We start from the raw sequence: 686 nt of genomic DNA, 5'->3' as shown, positions 1-686 counted from the left end.
GCTCAAGGCTAACTAATAAACCGTCAGCTAAATTTTTATCGTCTTCAACGAGAAGCAATGTCTGTTTCACAAGGTATCTCCAAAATAAATGTTGTTGGGGGGCCGATAAGCGTCATGTGACCGCCCATTTTTCCGACCATAGATTCTACTATCGTCAGACCTAAACCGAGTCCACTCTTACTTACGAATGGCTTTCTTAGTTGCCCCCAATCTTTGCGAGACAAGTCTCCATTATCTATAACTTTGAATGTCAGCTTCTTGTCAGAAGTATTCAGTTCTAGTATCACCGGGGCAACGCCGTATTTCACGGCATTTCTGATCAGGTTATCGATACACGTTCCTAACCAATATACGTTTACTTTTGCAGCAATATCTTTGTTTACGCGGAGTTCAATGCCCGGAGCAAAGTCTTCTTCAACTTTGTATTGAAGCCACTCTTCAACACTTGGCACCCACTCTGTAGCAAGCGGTTGGTTGTCTGATTGCAAATAGTCTTTACTTGCTTCTGCCAACTGCCTTAAACGGCGTGTATCTTCACACAACCTACGAAATTCATCATATACCGATTCTGGCAAGTGTTCGAACTCTCGCCTAAACCCTTCAACTGTTAATGACAAACTTGCAATCGGCGTTCTTAATTCATGCGTTAGAATTTGAAGAACCAGCATGCGGCTCTTCATCTCTTG

Annotated in this window: 1 protein-coding gene and 1 pseudogene; both read right to left on the bottom strand. The window is 42.9% G+C overall.

The annotated features are described in order from the left end of the window. Nucleotides 1-70 (bottom strand): annotated as a pseudogene (locus AB4496_RS16395) (DNA-binding response regulator); the annotation flags it as partial. Next, nucleotides 45-686: sensor histidine kinase (locus AB4496_RS16390; protein WP_372131377.1), on the bottom strand; the 642-nt coding region annotated here is incomplete at its 5' end. The gene AB4496_RS16390 and the pseudogene AB4496_RS16395, both read right to left, overlap by 26 nt.

The sequence above is a fragment of the Vibrio sp. 10N.222.46.A1 genome (assembly GCF_041473595.1).
GTDB classification, from domain to species: domain Bacteria; phylum Pseudomonadota; class Gammaproteobacteria; order Enterobacterales; family Vibrionaceae; genus Vibrio; species Vibrio tasmaniensis_A.
The sequence above is the reverse complement of the archived record's forward strand: the minus strand, read 5'-3'. Positions and strand labels throughout refer to the sequence as shown.